Annotated in this window: 22 protein-coding genes; 10 read left to right on the forward strand and 12 right to left on the reverse strand. The window is 72.4% G+C overall.

Annotated elements, in window-relative coordinates:
* The first annotated feature begins 79 nt into the window (after positions 1 to 79).
* Positions 80 to 679 (forward strand): pentapeptide repeat-containing protein, encoded by a 600-nt coding sequence (locus FR742_RS18535; protein WP_148032102.1) that lies wholly within the window; start codon positions 80 to 82, stop codon positions 677 to 679.
* 7 nt (positions 680 to 686) lie between these two features.
* Here the strand turns inward: FR742_RS18535 and FR742_RS18540 are convergent, their stop codons facing one another.
* Positions 687 to 1,679, reverse strand: a complete 993-nt coding sequence (locus FR742_RS18540; RefSeq protein WP_148032103.1) for an aldo/keto reductase — start codon at positions 1,677 to 1,679, stop codon at positions 687 to 689.
* Positions 1,680 to 1,814: 135 nt separating this feature from the next.
* Between FR742_RS18540 and FR742_RS18545 the strand changes: the two genes are divergently transcribed.
* Positions 1,815 to 2,672 (forward strand): helix-turn-helix domain-containing protein, encoded by an 858-nt coding sequence (locus FR742_RS18545; protein WP_148032104.1) that lies wholly within the window; start codon positions 1,815 to 1,817, stop codon positions 2,670 to 2,672.
* 30 nt (positions 2,673 to 2,702) lie between these two features.
* Here FR742_RS18545 and FR742_RS18550 read toward each other — a convergent pair whose 3' ends face one another.
* On the reverse strand, positions 2,703 to 3,710 hold the full coding sequence (locus FR742_RS18550) for a hypothetical protein (protein ID WP_148032105.1): 1,008 nt from the start codon (positions 3,708 to 3,710) through the stop codon (positions 2,703 to 2,705).
* 78 nt (positions 3,711 to 3,788) lie between these two features.
* On the opposite strand from FR742_RS18550, the gene FR742_RS18555 reads away from it, so the two are divergent.
* Positions 3,789 to 4,121 carry a hypothetical protein gene (locus tag FR742_RS18555; RefSeq protein ID WP_148032106.1) on the forward strand — a complete coding sequence of 111 codons (333 nt, stop codon included), beginning with the start codon at positions 3,789 to 3,791 and terminating at the stop codon, positions 4,119 to 4,121.
* Positions 4,122 to 4,202: 81 nt separating this feature from the next.
* The gene (locus tag FR742_RS18560) at positions 4,203 to 5,297 is read left to right on the forward strand and encodes a serine hydrolase domain-containing protein (protein ID WP_261808614.1); all 1,095 of its coding nucleotides are present in this window, start codon (positions 4,203 to 4,205) and stop codon (positions 5,295 to 5,297) included.
* Here the strand turns inward: FR742_RS18560 and FR742_RS18565 are convergent.
* From FR742_RS18565 to FR742_RS18590, 6 genes are all read right to left on the reverse strand, one after another.
* The gene (locus tag FR742_RS18565; protein WP_187281200.1) at positions 5,281 to 6,405 is read right to left on the reverse strand and encodes an FAD-dependent monooxygenase; all 1,125 of its coding nucleotides are present in this window, start codon (positions 6,403 to 6,405) and stop codon (positions 5,281 to 5,283) included. The genes FR742_RS18560 and FR742_RS18565 overlap by 17 nt on opposite strands.
* Positions 6,402 to 8,063, reverse strand: a complete 1,662-nt coding sequence (locus FR742_RS18570) for an MFS transporter (RefSeq protein ID WP_187281201.1) — start codon at positions 8,061 to 8,063, stop codon at positions 6,402 to 6,404. The genes FR742_RS18565 and FR742_RS18570 overlap by 4 nt, the downstream gene beginning before the upstream one ends.
* An 85-nt stretch (positions 8,064 to 8,148) precedes the next feature.
* On the reverse strand, positions 8,149 to 9,549 hold the full coding sequence (locus FR742_RS18575; protein ID WP_148032110.1) for an FAD-binding oxidoreductase: 1,401 nt from the start codon (positions 9,547 to 9,549) through the stop codon (positions 8,149 to 8,151).
* A gap of 78 nt (positions 9,550 to 9,627) precedes the next feature.
* Positions 9,628 to 9,915 (reverse strand): hypothetical protein, encoded by a 288-nt coding sequence (locus FR742_RS18580; RefSeq protein WP_148032111.1) that lies wholly within the window; start codon positions 9,913 to 9,915, stop codon positions 9,628 to 9,630.
* A gap of 466 nt (positions 9,916 to 10,381) precedes the next feature.
* Positions 10,382 to 11,230 carry a DUF2382 domain-containing protein gene (locus FR742_RS18585; RefSeq protein WP_148032112.1) on the reverse strand — a complete coding sequence of 283 codons (849 nt, stop codon included), beginning with the start codon at positions 11,228 to 11,230 and terminating at the stop codon, positions 10,382 to 10,384.
* Between the two features lie 140 nt (positions 11,231 to 11,370).
* Complete coding sequence (locus tag FR742_RS18590) at positions 11,371 to 11,991, reverse strand: DUF4142 domain-containing protein (RefSeq protein ID WP_187281202.1); 621 nt, start codon at positions 11,989 to 11,991, stop codon at positions 11,371 to 11,373.
* Between the two features lie 182 nt (positions 11,992 to 12,173).
* Here FR742_RS18590 and FR742_RS18600 point away from each other — a divergent pair, with 182 nt between their 5' ends.
* A complete protein-coding gene (locus tag FR742_RS18600; protein WP_148032115.1) occupies positions 12,174 to 12,461 on the forward strand; it encodes an iron-sulfur cluster biosynthesis family protein in 288 nt (95 codons plus the stop codon).
* A 70-nt stretch (positions 12,462 to 12,531) separates the two neighbouring features.
* On the opposite strand, the gene FR742_RS18605 is transcribed toward FR742_RS18600, so the two are convergent.
* Positions 12,532 to 13,506, reverse strand: a complete 975-nt coding sequence (locus FR742_RS18605; protein ID WP_148032116.1) for an acetylxylan esterase — start codon at positions 13,504 to 13,506, stop codon at positions 12,532 to 12,534.
* Between the two features lie 98 nt (positions 13,507 to 13,604).
* Between FR742_RS18605 and FR742_RS18610 the strand changes: the two genes are divergently transcribed.
* Positions 13,605 to 13,877 carry a hypothetical protein gene (locus FR742_RS18610; protein ID WP_148032117.1) on the forward strand — a complete coding sequence of 91 codons (273 nt, stop codon included), beginning with the start codon at positions 13,605 to 13,607 and terminating at the stop codon, positions 13,875 to 13,877.
* Between the two features lie 6 nt (positions 13,878 to 13,883).
* Here FR742_RS18610 and FR742_RS18615 read toward each other — a convergent pair whose 3' ends face one another.
* Together FR742_RS18615 and FR742_RS44620 are read right to left on the reverse strand one after the other, a co-directional pair.
* Positions 13,884 to 14,390, reverse strand: a complete 507-nt coding sequence (locus tag FR742_RS18615) for an isoprenylcysteine carboxylmethyltransferase family protein (protein ID WP_148032118.1) — start codon at positions 14,388 to 14,390, stop codon at positions 13,884 to 13,886.
* A 225-nt stretch (positions 14,391 to 14,615) separates the two neighbouring features.
* The gene (locus FR742_RS44620) at positions 14,616 to 15,482 is read right to left on the reverse strand and encodes a hypothetical protein (RefSeq protein ID WP_187281203.1); all 867 of its coding nucleotides are present in this window, start codon (positions 15,480 to 15,482) and stop codon (positions 14,616 to 14,618) included.
* Between FR742_RS44620 and FR742_RS44625 the strand changes: the two genes are divergently transcribed.
* The 4 genes from FR742_RS44625 to FR742_RS18635 all read left to right on the forward strand — a co-directional run bounded on the left by FR742_RS44625 (position 15,481) and on the right by FR742_RS18635 (position 17,835).
* Complete coding sequence (locus FR742_RS44625; protein ID WP_187281204.1) at positions 15,481 to 15,621, forward strand: hypothetical protein; 141 nt, start codon at positions 15,481 to 15,483, stop codon at positions 15,619 to 15,621. The genes FR742_RS44620 and FR742_RS44625 overlap by 2 nt on opposite strands.
* 111 nt (positions 15,622 to 15,732) lie before the next feature.
* A complete protein-coding gene (locus tag FR742_RS18625; protein ID WP_148032119.1) occupies positions 15,733 to 16,458 on the forward strand; it encodes a L,D-transpeptidase family protein in 726 nt (241 codons plus the stop codon).
* A gap of 56 nt (positions 16,459 to 16,514) precedes the next feature.
* A complete protein-coding gene (locus FR742_RS18630) occupies positions 16,515 to 17,057 on the forward strand; it encodes a GNAT family N-acetyltransferase (protein ID WP_148032120.1) in 543 nt (180 codons plus the stop codon).
* A gap of 13 nt (positions 17,058 to 17,070) precedes the next feature.
* Entirely contained in the window at positions 17,071 to 17,835 is a 765-nt protein-coding gene (locus FR742_RS18635) for an SDR family NAD(P)-dependent oxidoreductase (protein WP_148032121.1), read from the forward strand.
* Between the two features lie 48 nt (positions 17,836 to 17,883).
* On the opposite strand, the gene FR742_RS18640 is transcribed toward FR742_RS18635, so the two are convergent.
* Positions 17,884 to 19,311 (reverse strand): aldehyde dehydrogenase family protein, encoded by a 1,428-nt coding sequence (locus tag FR742_RS18640; protein WP_222708970.1) that lies wholly within the window; start codon positions 19,309 to 19,311, stop codon positions 17,884 to 17,886.
* Positions 19,312 to 19,322 lie beyond the last annotated feature (11 nt).

Genomic DNA, 19,322 nt, shown 5'->3' on the forward strand with positions numbered 1-19,322 from the left:
GGCTGACGGTGGAGTTCACGGACAACGCCGGCGGCGACCGCGTGGTCGTCGTCGGCGAGCGGGTGGAGGCGGGCGCGCGATGACGACACGCGTGACGGCCGACACCACGATCGGCCCCGACGAGTGGGACGACCGCGACCTCGACGGCGAGACCTTCCGGCGGGTGCGGTTCGTCGACCTCGACATGATGGAGATGGCCGACGACGGCACGACCTTCGAGGAGTGCACGTTCAGCAACGTCCGCTTCAACGTGTCGGTCCACGCCGACGCCGCCTTCGTCGCGTGCACGTTCGGGAGCTGCTCGTTCTTCGACGCCACGTTCAACGGCTGCAAGCTGACGGGCAGCACGTTCTCGGGGTGCACCTACGGGCTGCTCAAGGTCGACGGCGGCGACTGGTCGTTCACCTCGCTGGCGGGCGCCGACCTGCGGGGCAGCACCTTCGACGGGGTCCGCCTGCGCGAGGCCGACCTGTCGGGGGCCAACTTCACGGGCGCCACCCTGCGCCGCTGCGACCTCAGCGGCGCCGCGCTGCGCCGGGCCGACCTGACCTCCTGCGATCTGCGCGGCAGCGACCTGAGCACGCTCGACCCGTCGGCGGTCACCCTGCGCGACGCGACCGTCGACCCCCACCAGGCCACGATCATCGTCACCGCCCTGGGTCTCCAGGTCCTCCCCTGATCCGGTGTCAGGGGCGGCCGTCGAGGCGGTCGATCCGGGTGCCGAAGACCCCGCCGGCCTCGGCGATGAAGTCGGCGGGGAAGCCGCGGGTGAAGGGCGCCGCCTGGGCGAGGCGCTCCATGGCCTCCTCGGGGAGGGTGACGTCCGCCGCGGCGAGGTTGTCGGCGAGCTGGCCGGGGGTGCTCGCGCCGACGATGGGGTGCACCACGCGCGAGCGGGCCCGGGTCCAGGCGATCGCCACCTGCGACGGCGTAACGCCCAGGTCGTCGGCCACGTCCATGACGGCTCTGGCCGCCGTGTGCTCGCGTTCCGTCACCGAGCCGGGCTCGATCCTGGTGGGGGTCTCGGGAGCGGGGCCGGCGGTGTACTTGCCCGACAGCACGCCTTGGGCGAGCGTCGCCCAGGCGGCCACCGTCAGCCCCGACTCCTCCGCCATCGGCAGCAGCTCGCGCTCGACGTCGCGCCACAGCAGGCTGTAGGGCACCTGCAGGCCCGCGAACGGCGTCCATCCGCGCCACTCCGCCAGCGTGTTGGCCCGGCTCACCACCCATGCCGGCGCATCCGATATCCCGACATAGAGCACTTTGCCCGCTCGTACCACGTCGTCGAGGGCCCGCATCGTCTCCTCCAGCGGCGTGTGCCGGTCCCAGATGTGCACCCAGAGCAGGTCCACATAGTCGGTGCGCAGCCGCCGCAGGCTCCGCTCCAGGGAGAGCACGAGGTTCTTGCGGTGGTTGCCCGCCGCGTTGAGGTCGCCGGCGTCGCGGGTCAGGGTGTACTTGGTCGCGACCACGAACCGGTCCCGCCGCCCTTCCAGCACCTCGCCGACCACGCTCTCCGACTCGCCGTAGGCGGAGGCCGTGTCGACGACGTTGCCGCCCGCGTCCTCGTACAGGTCCAGCATCGCGCGCACCCCGGGCGTCACCGCGCGCCACGTCATGGCGCCGAGGAACAGCTCCGACACCCTCAACCCGGTACGCCCGAGCAACCGGTACCTCATGGCCGTCTTCCCTTCACTCGTCATTCCGTACGGGGTCCACCATGGCGGGGCCGCCGGCCGGGGAGGGAGACCGGGCGGAGACTGGCCCTGACAGGGCCACGATGCGCGGGCGCCGTCCCGCCTAGACTGCCCTGCGTGAGCGGGAACGAGCTGGCCGCCTACCTGCGCGGCCTCCGGGAAGCGGTCAGACCGGGCGACGTCGGCCTGCCGGAGGGGCCGCGGCGCCGCACCCCCGGGCTGCGCCGGGCCGAGCTGGCGACGCTGGCGGGCATCAGCGTCGAGTACCTGACCCGGCTGGAGCAGGGCCGCGACCGCAACCCGTCCGCCCAGGTGCTGGGGGCGCTCGCCGACGTGCTCGGGCTGAGCTTCGAGCAGCGGCTGCACCTGCGCCACCTGGCCAAGATGGCCGGCGGCGACGCGCTGCTCTGCTCCGCCGCCGCGTCCTCGCCCGCGCGCACGGTGCGGCCCACGCTCCGTGCGCTGCTCGACCGGCTGGAGCCGGCCCCGGCCGTCCTGCTCAACCGGCTGGAGGACGTGCTGGCGCACACCGCCGGCTACGCCCTGATGGTGGCGGCGCTGGGCGTCCTCGACGACGACCGGCCCAACCTGGCCCGCTACGTGTTCACCGACCCCCGCGCGCGGGCCGCCTTCCCCGAGTGGGGCGCGGTGGCCGCCGGGCGGGCCACCGCCCTGCGGCTGGCCGCCGCCATGGGCGACGGGCGGGCCGGACACCTCGTCGAGGAGCTGACGATCACGGCCGGTGCGGTGTTCACCGAGCTGCTCCACGCCCCGCCGGCGCCGCCCGCGACCCCTTACCGCGAGCGGCTGGCCCATCCGGGCGCGGGCGAGCTCCGGCTGGTCGTGGAGTCCCTCGACCTGGCGGACGCCGACCAGCGGCTCGTCGTCTACCTCCCCGCCGACGAGACCACGGCCGCGGCCCTGGACCACCTGACCGGCCGCCAGCCCGGCGCCCTCCACGCGGTCACCGCCTGACCCAGGGCGCCGCGGGGAGTGCGCGCGTGGTCAGGCGGGCGGGGCCAGGTGTCCGGCCGTGCGCCGGAGGGACGGAAGGTACGCCAGGACGGTGGCGGCGCGGGCCTGGCGGGCGGCGGGGGTGTCCGCGCCCAGGTCGGAGAGGAGTTCGAGGAGGGCGTCCTCGGGGGCCGGCCGACCGGCCGCGGCGAGCTTGAGCAGGCAGCGCGCGTAGGTGGCCGCCAGCCAGAAGACCGCCTCCCGGTGCAGGCCGGCGTCGATGAGGGCGCGGCTGCCGCCGACGGCGATCGGCCGGGCGGCGGGGGTGATGTCGGAGTCGAAGCGGTAGCCGGGGGCGTCCACCCGCGCGGCCGTGTCGAAGAGCCGCTCCAGCCCGTCCAGATGGCGCCGGACCCGGCCCGGGGTCATGGTGGCGCAGCCGAGCAGGTCGAGGAGGTGCTCGTGGCGGTCGCCGAGGCCGCGGCCGGCGAGCAGCTCGCGGGTGGCCGCGTACCGGCGGCGGACGGTCGGGTTGCGCAGCCCGGCGACCAGCAGGACGTGCGCCGTCACGCCGGTGCCGAACAGCCACGCGTTCACCTGGTCGGGCAGCGGCCCCGGCGAGCCGGCGCCGGCCAGCCGGGCGCGGACCGTCTCCAGGGCGTGGTCACAGCGGGCCAGCACCCAGCGCCGCCCGGCGAACCGGCGGGACACCTCACGGCCTAGGTCCGACAGCCGCCCGGTGGGGTCGGCCAGCACGCCGGGCCGGTGGAAGGCGCCGGCCAGGTGGTAGTCGCGCAGCACGGCCTCGGCCGACTCCACCCGGGTGGCGGGCAGGAACGACACGTCCAGGAGCGCTCCCCCGTACCGGACCTTGCGCCCGTGCCCGGCGGGCTCGTCGAGCACCACCATCACGTCCACGTCGGAGTGCGGCGGCAGCGCGGAGCCGGGCGGCGCCCACAGCGCCGAGCCGGTCAGGAACGCGCCGCCGAACCCGGGCAGGCGGGCGCCCTCGTCGCGCACCCACCGGCGCGCCGTGTCCACGGCTTCCCCCACGCGCACGCCCGCCATCGTACGGGAGGTACGGCGCTCGCACCTGAGGGTAGGTTCGCGGCGGGCGGTCATGGGCAGCGAGTTGACATGAACGTGGCGGATCCCGAGCTGGAACGCCTGGTGTGCCAGGAGCTCAGAGACGCCGGATTCGCCGTGGCGCCGTCCCGCAAGCCGAGCGACGGCGGGCTCAGCGTGTGGTGCGACCCGGAGCGCGGCGTGGTGGTGCGCTGGAGCGTCCCGTCCGGTGACCCCTCCCGTCACGACACCATCCGCACGGCCGTCCGGCTCGCGTTACGCACGATCCTCGGCGCGGCCGGGTTCGAGGTGGCGGAGGTGGCCGGGCGGGCGGAGCTGGTGGTCACCGCGGCGGGCCGCCCACCGCGTCAGGACGGCGCGAAGCCCGGGCTCACGACGCCATGACGCCGCGTCCTCCGTGGCGGGGCCGGCCCGCCGATGGCTTCCTGCCACCGGGGCGGTCATACCAGCGTTAAGGTGACAGACATGCAGAAGATCGTGCAGGACATCGCCGACGAGCTGGTGGCGTCGGGCGCGGAGCGCGGGCTGCAGGTGGCCGTCTACCGGCGGGGAGAGCTGCTGGCGGACGTGGTGGCCGGGGTGGCGGACGCGGCGACCGGGCGGCCGTTCACGTCAAGCACCCCCGTGTACGCGACCTCGACCGGCAAGGGCGTCACCGCGGCCGTGGTGCACGTGCTGGCCGAGCGGAAGGTGTTCTCGTACGACACGCCGATCGCCGAGCTGTGGCCGGAGTTCGGCGCGCGCGGCAAGGAGCGGGCGACGGTCCGCCACGCCCTCTCCCACCAGGCCGGCGTGCCCGGTGTGCCCGAGGCGACCACGCCGGAGGACCTGTGCGACTGGGACCTGATGTGCGCGGCGGTCGCGGACGCCGAGCCGTGGTGGGAGCCGGGCACCCGGTGCGGCTACCACCCGCAGACCTTCGGCTACCTGCTGGGCGAGGTGGTGCGCAGGGCCACGGGCAAGCGGATCTCGCAGGTGCTGGAGGAGGAGGTCGCCGGGCCGCTCGGCGTCTCGGGCGAGCTGTTCTTCGCCGTGCCGGAGGCGGAGCTGGGCCGGCTGGCGCGGATCGAGGAGGTCGCCCCGCCGGTGACGCCGCCGCCGTCGCTGCGGAACGGGATCCCGTTCTTCCGGGTGGTCGGCGGCTACACGGCGGCGCCGATGGCGGCCATGCCGGACGCCGGGTTCAGCAACCGGCGCGACGTGCTCACGGCCGAGATCCCGGCCGGCGGCACGATGACCGCCCGTGCGGTGGCGCGCGTCTACGACGCGCTTCTGACGGACGAGCTGGTGCCGCCGGCGCGGCTGCGCGAGCTGTCGGCGCCCGCGGTGCGCGGCCTCGACGAGGTCACCGGCGTCGAGGCCGCGTGGGGGCTGGGCTACGCGATCGGGCTCACCCCAGGGCTCGCCGCGCCCACCGTGTTCGGCATGCCGGGCAGCGGCGGCACGGTGGCCTTCGCCGACACCCGGACGGGGCTGGCCGTCGGGATCCTGAAGAACCGCATCGGCGACTTCGCCACCGTGGACCGGATCGGCTCGGCGGTGCTCAGCGCAGCACTCTGACGTACCCGTCGCCGATCGGCTCGGTGTCGCCGAACACGTGCAGGTCCTCGCGGAACACTTCCAGGTAGGCCGCCTTGTCGTGGAACGTCCCTGACAGCGCGTCACCGTAGTCGATCAGCTCGCCGTGCGCGTGCCTGCGCGGCTCGTACCCGGTCTCCAGCCCCTTCTCCAGCAGGGCCGGGTCTCCCTCGGCGGCGCAGATGATCCCGGCGAGGATCTCGGCGTCGTGCATGGTGTAGCTCATGCCCATGCCGGTCATCGGGTGGCAGGCGAACGCGGCCGAGCCGAGCAGGGCGGCGTTGCCCTTGTGGTACACCGGCACCCGCATCGCCGCCACCGGGATCTTCTGCCAGTGCGCGGGGCCGAGGACGTCGTAGGCGTCGTCGTTCTCGGTGACGAACTCCTTGAGCGCGTCCACGAGCAGGCCGTGCCCGAACACCTCGTCGTCGTCCTCGATCGGCAGGCCGACGAACACCCGGGCCTGCTCCTCGTTGACCGGATACAGGTAGCTGAACCAGCCCTCGGAGTTGAAGTAGAGCCGGTTGAGCCGGGCGACGCTGGCGGTCAGCGGCACGGTGGCCACCCGCAGCATGTGCGGGTAGGAGGTGGTCTCCTTGGTGATGCCGAGCTCCTGGCGCATCATCGAGCGGGTGCCGTCGGCGGCGATGACCACGCCGGGTCGCAGCTCGCGGCCGTCGGCCAGGACCAGCCGGGCCACCCGGTCGCCGTCGCGCTCCAGGCTCTCGATCCGCGAGTCGAACCAGAACTCGACGCCCTCCATCGCGCAGGACGAGTAGATGACCTCGACCAGCTCGCGGTAGGGGCGGATGAGGAAGCCGTCGGGGTAACGGCATTCCTGGATCGGCTCGCCGTCGTGGTAGTAGCGGACGATGTCGCGTTTGAGCGAGTGCCGTTCCACCAGGCTCCCCAGCCCGTGCCGGGCCAGGACCGCCATGCCGGGGCGTTTGACGAAGTCGGCGCCGGCGGCCGGGATGGCCGTGCCCTGCTCCACGACGACGACGCTCCGGCCGCTGCGGCCCAGTAACAGGGCCAGGAAGCAGCCGCCGAGACCGGCGCCGACGATCGCTACGTCGCAGGATGTCGTCATTGCCATGATGAGAGCCCTTCTGGTGTTCTTGCGAGACGCGTGCCCCCGTGCACGCGGGGTTGCGAGCCGGGCCTCATGGCGTGGGCCTGGCCCCGCCCCAGCTGGGGCGGTACCGCCGGGACCGCGGCGTGGCCGGGGTCGGCGGCGGGCTGCGGGGGCAGCAGCGCGTCGGCTTCGGCGGCGACCGTGGCCAGCTGCATGCGCAGCTCCAGCAGCATCTTGCGGGGCACCAGGACCATGACCTCGCCGGTGGCGTGCGGCATCCGCAGCATCTTGATCAGGGCGAGCGTGCCGACCAGCACGGAGACGGCCACGCACACCGCCAGCGCGCTGGCCAGACCGCCCATGGGGCCCACCATGAAGGGATGGCCGATGACGACCGACACGGTGGCCACGCCGACGGCGCCGCCGACCATGCGGGACATGACGGCCGCGCCCACCGCGGAGGCGTACTGGTGCGGCTGGGCGGCCAGGGTGGTGGCCATGGAGGTGCCGGGCGCGAGCGCCCCCACCCCGACGCCCACGCCGACGCTCGCCGCGAGCCCCCACAGCGTGGGACCGCTCTGCGCCAGCGCCACGACACAGGAGCCGCCGCACGCGGTGGCGCCGACGTAGATGAGCCCGTACGGGCCCAGCTTGCGCACGACCTTGCCGCCCAGCCACGCGGTCACCGCCACGGCGACGGAGGTGGGCGTCAGCCACAGCGCGACCTCCAGCATGGGGAAGCCCAGGTGCAGGAGGTAGAGCGGCTGCAGCGCGAGCAGGCCGTACGACAGCACGCCGAATCCCCAGGTCGCGAGCCAGCCCCAGGCGAAGCCGGGCCGCCGCCAGAGCGTCAGGTCGACGGCGGGCACCCGGTGCCGGCGGGACCGCAGGAGCGACAGGACCAGCAGGACGAGCGCGCCGGCGGCCAGGTAGGCGCACACCACGCCCCACGAGGTCGCCTTGGAGATGGCCAGGACGATGGCCCCGATCGAGGCGGCCAGCAGGACCGCGCCGAGCATGTCGGGCCGCGTCCGGGCGCCGCTCCGGCCGGCGGGCAGGCCGGGCGGCAGCCAGGTGGCGGCGAGCAGCAGGAGCATGCCGACCACGACGACCGGCGCGAACAGCGCGCGCCAGCCGAACCCTTCCGCCAGCCAGCCGCCGCCCGCCTGCATGAGCAGGCAGCCGACGCCGGACGCGGAGCTCCACAGCGCGATGGCGCCGCGCCGCTGGTGCTCGGGCAGCTCGCCGAGGAGCACGGCGAGGCTGGCCGGGATCATGGCGGCGGCGCCGACCCCCTGCACGGCCCTGGCCGCGAGGACCATCGGCCAGTCGGGCACGGTGAGCGTGGCGAGCCCGCCGAGGACGAACACCACGAGCCCGATGATCAGCACGCGGCGGCGGCCGAACAGGTCGGCCCAGCGTCCCGCGGTGGCCAGCAGGGCCGCGATCGGCACGAACGCGGCGCTGGTCAGCCAGAGCAGGTCGTTCAGCGGCAGGGCGTTCCCGGCGTCGCCGTGCTGCATCAGGCCGACGGCGAGCGTGGTGGCCGTGGTGTCGGCCATGACGGTGAACATGACGCCGGCGCCTACCAGCCGCAGCAGCGTGCCGCGCCCGCGTGCGGGCTTTCGCGTGACCGGGTATGAGCCCGTCTCGACGACTGGCGACTGACGCAACGTGGCCACCTCCATGAGAGCCCGGATGTCGTTCCCGCCGCCCGGCGCGCCGGGCGGCGGTCGTGCCTTCCCGTCCCCGCCGCCGTCAGGCGCTGTAGCGTCCCGGCGACACCAGTCCGTACGGGTCCAGCGCGCCCTTGAGCCGGTAGAGCATGGACAGGGTCGCCGTCGAGGACTGGGCGTAGACGTCGGCGGCGGCGTTGTCGATGTCGGAGCGGTAGATGGGGCAGCCGTAGCCGCGCAGCAGGCCGTTGGCGTCCTGGCGCAGGCGGTGGGCGCGGGCCGGCGCGTCCGCCACGCCCCGGTCGAAGAAGATCTGGATGACGCCGTTGGCGAGGTTCCTGCTGACCATGTTCCACTCCATCATCGCCGCGGTGCCGTTGCACTCGACGGCCGCGCGGAGCACGGTCAGGAGGTTCTCGGTGGAGATCTCGTCCATCGGGAGCTTGGGCAGCAGCACGAGGAAGCCGATCTGGCCGGCGTCGACGTCGTCGCAGGAGGTGACGCCGAGCGCGTTGTGCACGCTCAGGCAGTTGGGGATGCCCTGGGCCATGAGCGCCCGCGGGTAGAGGGGGTCGTCGGGGCTCACCGCCGCGGCGTCCAGGACGCGGAGCCCTTCGGCGCCCTCGACCTCCAGCAGGTGCTTGCGCAGCAGGTCCTCGGCCAGGCGGACGGTCTCGCCGCTGCCGAGCAGCGGGCCGACGATGGTGAGCAGTTCGGGGTCCACCCCGTCCGGGAGCATCCAGCCGCCCCGGCTGGGCGTCAGCGACAGCTCGCGCACCCGCAGCAGCCCGTCGGCGGGGTTGCCGTTGCGCAGGAACGAACCCACCGCGCCCACGGCCCGGCCGGCCTGGTCGCGCGGGATGCGGGCGTGCACCAGCCCGATGGCCTGCGGGCGGGGCACCAGCGCGATGACGCCCGCGGTGATGATGCCGAGGTTGTGCTGGACGAAGGCGCCGGTCAGGTCGGGACCGGCGACGGCGCCGCGGTAGCGGCCCCAGTGGTCCAGCCCGCCGGTGCTGACGAGGCTGCCGTCGGCGAGCACGGCCTCGAGCCCGGCGAGGTCGTGCACGCGGGAGCGGATCGAGCCGTCGCCGCGCTCCAGCGCGTTGCCGACCACGGAGGTGTCGGCGCACGAGGAGGTGACGTTGAGCATCCAGTCGGTGTCGCGCAGCTCCTCGGCGAGCTGGCGCTGGGTCACTCCGGGCTCGATGACGGCGAAGCCGTTCTCCAGGTCGAGGCTGCGGATGCGGTTCATGGCGCTGAGGTCGACGACCACGTTCTCGTCCTTGGCCGGCACGCCGGAGCCCATGCCCCAGTTGCGCCCGGTGCTCAGCGGATATAGACGACGCCCCTCGACGGCTGCCCGCCGCACCACGGCGCGTACCTCGTCGACGTTCTGGGGCCGCGCGACGCCCGCGATCATCCGCGCGCGGTGTGCTCCGACGTCGCGTACTGCTGACGCCAGTCGCGTGTGACCTTGCATGACACTCCTTGGTGAGCCGAGACATTCCCCGCGGGTCGCCGGCCGCTTCGCCGGGTCTCCCCCCTCATTGGTTCGCGATCAGGCGGTGCGCTTGAGCAGGTCGTCGATGGAGCCGATGGCCCTGTTCGATATCTCCCGGATCTGCCACAGCCGCTCGGTGACCTGGGTGTCAGGCTCGATCGGCTCGGGTGCGGCGATCTCTTCCAGGTGGTCGTAGACGGCCAGACGCGGCTTGGGCGGCTGCCGGTCTCCGTCGTAGGGGTGGCGGTAATCGGGGTGGACGTGCATGGCGGGGCTCCTACCGAACGGGTTCTGGGTCGCGGTCGGCCGTGACGTCGGTGCGGCGCCGTCGGGGGTAACGCTCATCTCGCTGGTCACCTCCCCTTTCAGGACATCCGCGAAGTGCTCTGTAAACCCTGAACTACTTGTTCACGCCCTGATCCTGCCATTTACCGTCAAGCTGTCAACTGCTACTTAACGAATGCGTTGGAATGCCCTCGTGGGTCACAGGGCGGCTCGCAGGAACCTCCAGGCGCGCCGGTCAGCCGGCGTGGAAGACCGCGCGAAACCGTTCCGGTAGTGCTCGGAAAGGGGATCTCGGCCGCGGAAGGGGGCCACGGGCGAGCCGTCCGCCATGTAACCCGAAGGTCAGGCGCGGCTACCCTGCGGGAGGGTAAGAGAGCAACCACGGAGTAACGGGTCGTGACAGCCCGCAAGCGGGATCAGGCCCGCCCGAATTCGGGGGTTTCGTTGCGCTATGTGAGTTCTTTCATCATCTGAAAGCGAGGGCGCGACCGTGCGCCCTCGCCTGAAAACCGCGCGAAAGAGGGCGTCAGCGCCCGCGTCGGTCGTCGCGCTCGTCGCGCTCGTCGATCGTCGCGCCGTCCCGGTCGACCTCGAAGCGCTCCTTGCGGACCTCCCCCTGCACCGTCTCGTCCTTGCGGACTCTCTCCTTGTGCAGGCGCACGCGCTCGACGGGCCGGGTCTCCTTGCCGACGACCGGGCGCTCCTCGTACAGGGTGATGGACTCCTCGTCCTCCTCCAGCTCGCGCCCCTCCAAGGGCTGGCCGCCGGAGATCGGCTCGCGCTCGATCACGACCTCGTCGTGCTCCAGCGGGATGCTCTCCTGGACGTTCTCGCTGTCCACGTACTTGCGCAGCCGGACGTGGCCGGCCTCCCTCGTCTCCTTGCCGACGTGCATCGTCTCCTCGGAGCGGGTCATGTCGACATCCCGCTCGGTCCCCCGCGCGCCGCGCCGCTCGGGCGCGGGCCCGGTGACCTTTCCGGTCATCCCGGCGGTCGTTCCGGACGTTCCGGTCGTTCCGGTGGTCGTTCCGGTCGTGCCCTCGGGCTTGCGCTGGCTGGGGATGGTGGACGGCTGCATGCCGTAGTAGCGGTAGAGCCCGGCCTCCTCCTCCAGGGTCAGGTGTTCGTCCACGTCGATGCTGGGCGCGCCCTTGATGATCTCCTTGACGAACGGGACGCGCAGTTCGTTCCCGGACCGGCGCGAACCGGTCAGCGGCACGAAGTTCTGCTTCATGCCGAACATCCCGGTGCGCACCGTGACCCACTCCGGGTCCCCCGTGCGGTCGCTGAGGTAGACCTGGCCGACCCTGCCGACCCGCTGACCATCGGAGTCGATGACATCGCAGTCGAAAAGGCTCCGGATCTCTGTCTGCATAGCCACGACGATTCCCCCGAATTGTTCGTTCTGACGGCCGCTTCGCCGGACCGACAGGTGGCTCAAGACGGGCAAATACCCCCATACCTGCACAAACGCACGCTCATCCGGGATGTTTTGCGTAATTCGGGGTTGACGCCTCAGGAGTTCTCCGGGGCCGGGGCGCCGCTGTCCGGCGCCGGCGCCTCCCCGCCGGGGATCTTGCCGATCTCGTCGAGATGCATCTCCAGCGCCGGGAGCGCCTTCTCCGCCAGCTGCTTCACCTGGGGCGACGTGCCGCTCTGGATCTCGGTCTGCGTGGCGGTGATGGCCTTCTCGTGCGCCTTGCGCATGGCGATCAGGAACTCCTGGTTGAAGTCGGCGCGCGAGGCGTCGCGGAGCCCGGCGATGACCTTCTTCTGCTCGCCCGAGGTGTTCTTGGGCAGGCTGACGCCGAGCTGCTCGGCGGTCTTCACGACCTCCTGATCGAGCTTGGTGTGGTCCTCGACCAGCATCGTGCCCAGCCTCTGGACCGCCTCGGAGGTGCTCTTGTGCTGGGCCAGGTCCCCCGCCTGGATCTCGGCCATGTTGCCCTGATGGATCTCCCGGAGCCAGATCCGGTCCTGGTCGGAGGGCTGAGCGGGAGAGGCCGTCCCCGGCGAGGCCGCGGTGGGCGAGGCGGGCGTGGCGAGCCCCGCGGACGTGCTGGGGCCGCTGTTGCAGCCGGTGACGGCCGTCACGGCGGCCAGGAGCAGGGCGAGGTACGGGCGCGGAACGGACATGCTGAATCCCCCGACGATCTGTGATGGTGCGTTGACGGAGAGTCATCCAAGCGCGCCCGACGGGCCCGGCCCGCCACGCCACGCCGGTTCGCCGGTAAAAGTCCCGGCCACAAAGGTTAGGACCCGGACAGACCGGGGAATGGCAGGCGACTCATGTACGTCGAATCCGAGGAGGAGCCGTAGTGCTCACCCTGACAGCTAATGCAGCCCAGGCGATCCGCAATCTCACGGCGGGCGCGCCCGAGCCGGCGCAGGGCGGCATCCGCATCGCCTCCAGCGATGACGACGCCAGCTCGCTGACCCTGTCCCTGGCCACGGCTCCCGAGCCGGCTGACGCGGTCGTGGAGTCGGAGGGCGCCCGCGTCTACCTCGACCCGGTGGCCGCGACGGTGCTGGACGACAAGTCACTCGACGCCGGCGCCGACGACCAGGGGGCGGTGTCCTTCCTGGTGACCGAGCGCGCCGGCTGACACCGCAGCTCGGCACGCCGCCGGGTCCGGCACGATCCACGTGCCGGATCGGCGGCGTGCCAGGCGGGCGTCAGGCGAACAGCGCGGCCAGGTGGCGGCGCTGCTCCTCGCGCTGGTAGCCGCTCCCGCCCTCGTGGCCGTTCCACGGCCACACCGTGATCTCCTTCGGCCCCTGCCAGTGGTTGTAGGCGGCGAAGACCGTCGACGGCGGGCAGACGAAGTCCATCAGCGCCACCGAATACAGCGCCGGCACCGTGCCACGAGCCGCGAAGTTGACCCCGTCGAAGTACGAGAGCGTCCGGAACACCTGGTCGGCGGCCTCGCGCCGGGTGGCGAGGAACCGGACCAGTTCCTGGTACGGGTCGCGGTCGGTGATCTCGACGGCCCGGCGGAAGTGCGTCAGGAACGGCACGTCCACGAGCGCCGCCGCCACCGACGGGTGCAGCGCGGCGGTGGCCTGCGCGATGCCGCCGCCCTGGCTGCCGCCTGACACCACGATCCGGCCCGCGTCCACGGACGGGTGGGCCGCCGCCGCGTCGACGGCCCTGACCGCGTCGGCGAACACCCGGCGGTAGTAGTAGTCGTCCGGGTCCATGATCCCGCGGGTCATCATGCCGGGAGCCTGCGGGCCCGCCGCGCCGTGCGGGTCGCCGGTGGCGCCGGGCGACTGCACGCTGGCGCCGCCGTGGCCGCGGGTCTCCATCACGAACACCGCGTACCCGGCCGCCGGCCACATCAGGTGGTCGTGCGGGAAGCCGCGCCCGCCGCTGTAGCCGATGTAGTGCATCACGCACGGCAGCGGGGCCCCGGCGCCGCGCGGGATGAGGAACCAGCCGTTGATCCGGTGCCCGCCCCACCCGGCGAAGGAGACGTCGAACGCGTCCACGTGGGCGAACGGCAGCTCGTACGGGGTGAACTCCGCGTCCAGCGCGAACTCGCGGGCCTCGGCGAGCGTGCGGGCCCAGAACGCGTCGAAGTCGGCGGGTTCGTCACGGTCGGGGCGGTAGTCGCGGAGTCGCTCAAGCGGCAGATCGAACAGGGGCACAGATACTCCAACCTTTCGGGATGGAGACATTTCATCGCATTCACGCACATCAGCGCCACAGCGTGCACGATCATCAGGAATCCGGGTAGCTGACCCCCGTGAACGTGCACCTGTTCCAGACTTCCCGCCCCCACCTGGCGCCGGGCATGATCCTCGACGCCCCTCTGGACTACGACGACTTCATCCTGGGGTTCGGCGACGAGACCGAGGCGCGGGCCGAGCTCTTCTTCATCGGCGGCCGCCCGTTGCTGGTCGTCGGGGGTTACATGACCATGGACGGCACCGTCGTCGACGAGCGCATGTGGACCGTCAGCGAGGTGACCGTGAGCGGCGACCGGCGCATCCTGCGCCTGGGGCACCCGCTGGAGTGACCGGCGTCAGGGGTGGTACGGCCGGACGCGCGGCCACCACCCGGGCACCGCGCGGCGGTATCGCTCGTAGTCGGCGCCGAACCTCCCGAGCAGGCGCGGCTCCTCGTACCAGTGCGCGAAAGCGCCCATCGCCGCCCCGGCCACCGCCGCGTACACCAGCAGCCCGCCGTCGCCGAACAGCAGCGCCTGGCCCAGGATCGCCGCCAGGACGCCCACGTACATCGGGTTGCGCACGTGGCGGTAGAGGCCGCCGACGACCAGCCGCCCGGGCGCCGCGATCGGGGCCGGCGTGCCGGAGCCCTCGGCGACGAACCGGACGAACGCGTCCACGACGACGGCCGCCCCGGCCAGGAGCAGCAGCACGCCCGCCACCCTGAGGGGGATCATCCAGGCGCCGGGCAGGGGCGAGCGCGGCTCCCAGCCGGAGACCCACCAGGGGCCCAGGCCCGCGACGACGCCCGGGGCGGCGAGGAAGAAGATCGCACTGCCGATCGCGGCTGATGTCCTGCGCATGGCCCACCCCTTATTTCATCACATGATGACTTCTTCGGATCGGCCCGTCAACCCCGGGGAACGCGAAATGCCGCACCCGTCGAAACGGGTGCGGCATTTCGTCCGCACGATGAATCACCGAAGGGAATCCGCCTGCCGGACTTTCGCCACGGCCTGCGGCCGGGCCGGAAAACGAGCGGCGGGTTCATTCCCCTCCGCTACGGGCGACGAGCCCCAGCGGCTTTTTCAGGCGGTCTTCTTCTTCCGGTCGGTGCGCCACCACGGCTCGCTGCCGTTCTCGACGAACGGCCACACCCACCACTTGTTGTTGTGGTGGTGCTTCTTGGCGTAGTAGCCGTGACCCCACTTCTCCTTGTGAGGAGCCTTGTACTTGCCCCAGTCGCCGCGGGCGTGGTCACCGTTGTACGTGTCCCACTCGGCGCGGTCGCCGTCGCCGTACTTCTCCCACTCGCCGCGGTCGCCGTTGTACTTCTGCCACTCGCCGTGGTCGCCCTTGTACTTGCCCCAGTCACCGTGGTCCTGGATGCCGTTGTACGTGTCCCGCTCGCCGCGGTTCCGGTCGCCGTTGTACTTGTCCCACTCGGCGCGGTCGCCCTTGTACTTGTCCCACTCGCCGCGGTCCTCGTTGTACTGCTTCCAGTCACCGCGGTCCTGGTAGCCCTTGCGCCCGTCCCACTCGCCGCGCTCGTCGTCGCCCTTGCGCTTGCCCCAGTCGCCGTCGCGGTCCTTGTGCTTGAACCCGTCGTCGTGGTGGCGGCCCTTGTGCTCGAACTCGTCGTCGTCGACGTCATCGTCGAGGTCGCGGTGGTGGTGGTGACCCTTGTTCTTGAAGAACCAGTTGCCGTCGTGGTGGCGGTGCCCGCAGTTGTGGCAGCCGCGACGGTGCCCGCAGCTGTGGCACCTGTAGCGGTGCCCGCACTTGCGGTGCTTGCAGAGAATCGGCTTCTCGTGCACGACGACGGCGGTACCGGCCACCTGGCCGGTGCCGGCGACGGCCTGTGCCGCGGGGAGGAGCGTCGCTCCGGCGGCGGCCGCCGCCAGCGCGAGACCGGCGACCCGCCTGCCGGAGCGGATACGGCTTGCAATGTTCATGGGCGATGGTTTCCGTTCATGGTTCATCGATCTGGAAGCGGGCTCTGAAACGCCTCGCGACAGCCGCGAACATACCCTTGCCGCGAAGCAGGACTATCTCGCCACTCAGCAATACCGGTTCAAAAAAACGCCATTCTAGGGAACCAAAAAGAAGGCGGCCCAAAATGTCCGAATTTGTCCTGGCCTGCTCTTTACAGAATGAGACCCTCCGGCGGGATCACCATTTCCTAACAAGGGATACGTTAACTCCGTGATCAACGCCTGCCGCATTCTCGCGCTCGTCCTGTGCCTCGCTCTCCCGACGGCCACCCCTTTCATCTCCCCGGCGGCGGCCGACGACGGCTGGGGCGAGGACGAGGAGATCGACCTGCGGCCCGGAGACCGCGGCGAGGACGTCAGGTGGCTCCAGCAGCGGCTGCGCCAGATGGGCTACCTGTTCACCAAGGCGACCGGCAGCTACGACAAGGACACCCGCTTCGCGGTGTGGGCGTTCAGGAAGAGCCAGGGCATGCAGGCCGCGAACATCGTCGACACCGACGTGTGGCGGAGGCTGACCCGGCCCAGGAAGGTTCGCCCGCTGGTGAAGACCGGGTCGGCCAACCGGGTCGAGATCGACCTGCGCCGCCAGCTCCTGACCGTCTACCGCCGCGGCCGGCCGGTGCTCATCTCGCACACCTCGACGGGCGCCGGGGTGCGGTTCTGCCAGGGCGGCCGCTGCCGCGTCGCCGTCACCCCGATCGGCGACTTCCGCGTCTACAAGCGCGCGCCCGGCTGGACGACGGGCCCGCTGGGCTCGATGTACAACTCGCTGTACTTCGTGGGCGGGGTGGCGATCCACGGCGGCCGGAAGGTGCCGTCGTGGCCCGGCTCCCACGGCTGTGTGCGCCTCCCCATGTCGATAGCCGACCGTCTCTACCGGATGGTGACCATCGGGGAGCCGGTGTACGTCAGGCAGGGCCACAAGCTGAAGGGCTAGGCCGCCGCGCCGAAAATCCGTCGAGGGGCGCGGGACCGGCGATTACCGTGTGCCGGATGGACACGGAACGCCTCATCCTGCGCCCCTTCACGACGGACGACGCCGGCGAGCTCGTCCGCCTGCACAACGACCGCGACGTCATGCGCTTCCTCAACGGCGGCAGGCCGACGCCGCGCGAGACGATCGTGCGCGAGACGCTCCCCCGGTTCATGGCGTCGGGGTTCTTCGCCGCCGAGGAGCGGCGCACCGGCGCCTTCATCGGCTGGTTCCACCTGCGGCCGGGCGGCGAGGGCGAGCTGGAGCTGGGTTACCGGCTGCGCCGGGAGTCCTGGGGACGCGGGTACGCGACCGAGGGGTCGCTGCGGCTGATCGAGCGGGCGTTCGCCGAGCTGGGCGCGCGCCGCGTCTACGCCCAGACGATGGCGGTGAACCTGGGTTCGCGCCGGGTCATGGAGAAGTGCGGGCTGCGGCACGTACGCACCTTCTGGGAGGACTGGGAGGACCCGATCGACGGCGCGGAGCAGGGCGAGGTCGAGTACGAGCTGCTCCGGGAGGAGTGGGAGGCGCGACACCACCTGGTGCACTGGTCTGACCAGTGACTAAGGTGCTGCCATGAAGGCATACGAGGGGTTGTTCCGCCTGGACGGGCGGCGTGCGGCGGTCATCGGGTCGGGCAGCGGCATCGGCAGGGAGGCGGCGCTGGCGCTGGCCGCGCACGGCGCGACGGTGGTGTGCGCGGACCGCGACCTGCCCTCCGCCGAGGAGACGGCGTCCCGCTGCGGCGGCACGTCCCTGGCGCTCGACGTGCTGGACGGCGCGGCCGTGCACGCCGCGGGCGCCGAGCTTGAGGCGGACGTGGTGGTGTTCACCGCGGCCACCAACGTGCGCAAGCGGCTGCTGGACTACACGGCCGAGGAGTTCCAGCGGGTCGTCGACCTCAACCTGAAGGCCTCGTTCGAGGTGGTCCGCGCGTTCGGCGCGGGCATGGTGGCGCGCGGCCGCGGGTCCATCATCGGCTTCGCCTCCATCCGCGCCGCCGTCACCGAGCCCGGCCAGGGCGTCTACTCGGCCACCAAGGCCGGGCTGGTGCAGCTGCTGCGCACCGCGGCGGCCGAGTTCGGGCCGCACGGGGTGCGGGTGAACGCGATCGCGCCCGGCGTGGTGGAGACGCCGCTCACCAAGCAGATCAAGGACGACCCCGGCTGGTACGGGGCGTACGCGGCCAAGAGCGCGCTGGGCCGCTGGGCCACCGCCGGGGAGCTGGCGGGCGCGGTCGTCTACCTGGCCGGCGACGCCGCCAGCTTCGTCACCGGCTCGGTGCTGTACGTCGACGGAGGCTGGACGGCGGTGGACGGCCGCTTCGACCCGCCCAACTGACGGCGGACCAGGAGCCACCCGTCCCCGCCGGACGCCTGTCATCCGTCCTCAGGGGCGGATGATGGCCATCCGGGTCACGGTGAGCTCCTCGATCGCGAACCGGGGGCCCTCCCGGCCGACGCCGGAGTCCTTGACGCCCCCGTACGGCATGTTGTCGGCGCGGAAGCCCGGCACCTCGTTGACCACCACTCCCCCGGCCTCGATCCGCTCGATCGCGGCGAACGCGGTGGCCAGCGAGCGGGTGAACACGGAGGCGTGCAGCCCGTACCGGGAGGCGTTGACCGCGGCGAAGGCGGCCTCCAGGTCGGGCACCGGGCGCACGCACACGACGGGACCGAAGATCTCCTCGTCCCAGGCGGCGGCCCCGTCGGGCACGCCGGCCAGCAGCGTGGGCGCGATGGCGCGGCCGTCGCGCACGCCGCCCGTCACCACCTCGGCCCCGGAGGAGGCGACCCAGTCGAGCACCCGGTCGGAGGCGGCCGGGTCGATGAGCGGCGCCACCCGGGTCTCGGGCAGCCGCGGGTCGCCCACCACCACGTCCTTCATCCGTGCGGCCAGCAGCTCCCGGAACCGCGCCGCCACCGGCTCCTCGACGAGCACCCGCTGCACCGAGATGCACGCCTGGCCGGAGGCGTAGTAGCCGCCGCGCACCACCGCGTCGGCGGCGGCCTCCAGGTCGGCGTCGGCGGCCACCACGAGGGCGGCGTTCGAGCCGAGTTCGAGCAGCACCTTCGTGGGGGCGGCGTTGCGGGCGATGGCGTGCCCGGCCGCGGCCGAGCCGGTGAACGAGACGGCGCCGATCCGCCGGTCCTCGACCAGCGTCCGGCCCACCTCGACGTCGCCGGTGACGAGCTGCACCGCCGCCGGCGGCAGCGCGCCGGACTCGCGCAGCAGGTGCACCAGCCAGAGCGTGGCCAGCGGCGTCGCCGGGGCGGGCTTGACGATCACCGGGCACCCGGCGGCCACCGCGGGCGCGATCTTGTGGGCGGCCAGCAGCAGCGGGTAGTTGAACCCGGTGATGCCGACCACCACCCCGATCGGCCGCCGCGTCCAGAACCCGATCAGGCCCTCCCCCGCGGGCAGCAGGTCCAGCGGCACGGTCTCGCCGTGCAGCCTGGCCACCTCCTCGGCGGCCGTGACCAGCGTGACCAGGGTGCGCGCCACCTCGACCCGGCAGTCGACGAGCGGCTTGCCGGTCTCCAGCACCAGCAGCCGCTCGACCTCCTCGCGCCGCTCGGCCAGCGCGTCGTGGGCGGCCATGAGGGCGCGGCGGCGGGCGTGCGACGGCAGCGCCGCCATCGCGGGCGCGACCGCGAGCGCTTCCTCGACCGCCCGCGCGGCCAGCTTCACGTCCCCGACGGGGGCGGGCATCACCACCGAGCCGTCGTACGGGAAGATCACGTCGGCTTCGGCGGCCGGTTCGACCCATCCGTCGCCGATGGGCAGCCCGGACGGCCACGCATCCTGATATTTCACGCTTTGATCCC

The sequence above is a fragment of the Nonomuraea sp. C10 genome (assembly GCF_008017515.1).
In the GTDB taxonomy this organism is placed as follows: Bacteria; Actinomycetota; Actinomycetes; order Streptosporangiales; family Streptosporangiaceae; genus Nonomuraea; species Nonomuraea ferruginea.

Coding starts and splice junctions, on each gene's coding strand:
- FR742_RS18635 (WP_148032121.1), top strand. CDS start 17,071: ATGAAGGCATACGAGGGGTTGTTCCGCCTGGACGGGCGGCGTGCGGCG.
- FR742_RS18615 (WP_148032118.1), bottom strand. CDS start 14,390: ATGCGCAGGACATCAGCCGCGATCGGCAGTGCGATCTTCTTCCTCGCC.
- FR742_RS44625 (WP_187281204.1), top strand. CDS start 15,481: ATGGGCGATGGTTTCCGTTCATGGTTCATCGATCTGGAAGCGGGCTCT.
- FR742_RS18555 (WP_148032106.1), top strand. CDS start 3,789: ATGAACGTGGCGGATCCCGAGCTGGAACGCCTGGTGTGCCAGGAGCTC.
- FR742_RS44620 (WP_187281203.1), bottom strand. CDS start 15,482: ATGAACATTGCAAGCCGTATCCGCTCCGGCAGGCGGGTCGCCGGTCTC.
- FR742_RS18535 (WP_148032102.1), top strand. CDS start 80: ATGACGACACGCGTGACGGCCGACACCACGATCGGCCCCGACGAGTGG.
- FR742_RS18560 (WP_261808614.1), top strand. CDS start 4,203: ATGCAGAAGATCGTGCAGGACATCGCCGACGAGCTGGTGGCGTCGGGC.
- FR742_RS18585 (WP_148032112.1), bottom strand. CDS start 11,230: ATGCAGACAGAGATCCGGAGCCTTTTCGACTGCGATGTCATCGACTCC.
- FR742_RS18630 (WP_148032120.1), top strand. CDS start 16,515: ATGGACACGGAACGCCTCATCCTGCGCCCCTTCACGACGGACGACGCC.
- FR742_RS18540 (WP_148032103.1), bottom strand. CDS start 1,679: ATGAGGTACCGGTTGCTCGGGCGTACCGGGTTGAGGGTGTCGGAGCTG.
- FR742_RS18580 (WP_148032111.1), bottom strand. CDS start 9,915: ATGAGCGTTACCCCCGACGGCGCCGCACCGACGTCACGGCCGACCGCG.
- FR742_RS18565 (WP_187281200.1), bottom strand. CDS start 6,405: ATGACGACATCCTGCGACGTAGCGATCGTCGGCGCCGGTCTCGGCGGC.
- FR742_RS18590 (WP_187281202.1), bottom strand. CDS start 11,991: ATGTCCGTTCCGCGCCCGTACCTCGCCCTGCTCCTGGCCGCCGTGACG.
- FR742_RS18575 (WP_148032110.1), bottom strand. CDS start 9,549: ATGCAAGGTCACACGCGACTGGCGTCAGCAGTACGCGACGTCGGAGCA.